Annotated in this window: 1 protein-coding gene; it reads right to left on the reverse strand. The window is 66.8% G+C overall.

Annotation, left to right across the window (positions count from 1 at the left end):
- A partial coding sequence (locus tag PMES_RS16475) for an AAA family ATPase (RefSeq protein ID WP_236549860.1) occupies positions 1-247 on the reverse strand: 247 nt, incomplete at both ends.

A 247-nucleotide genomic window follows, 5' to 3' on the forward strand; every position in this document is an offset into this window, starting at 1 on the left:
CGGCTGGGCCGCGACCCAGTCGAGCATCCGGCCGTGGATGCGCTCCCATTGCTGAAGCTTCTGGGGCAGCAGTTCCTCGCCGATCAGGATCACCGGGGCGCCGGAGCCCTCGTAGATGTCACGCACGATCTCGATCATCTTGCGCTTGACCAGCATGTCCGCCTCGTCGATCAGCAGCGGCGCGTCGCTCATGGCGAGCTCCGCCGAGATCGCCTCGACCATCTCCGACACCGTGCCTTTCGGCGGC

This window comes from Profundibacterium mesophilum KAUST100406-0324 (genome assembly GCF_009835145.1).
GTDB classification, from domain to species: Bacteria; Pseudomonadota; Alphaproteobacteria; order Rhodobacterales; family Rhodobacteraceae; genus Profundibacterium; species Profundibacterium mesophilum.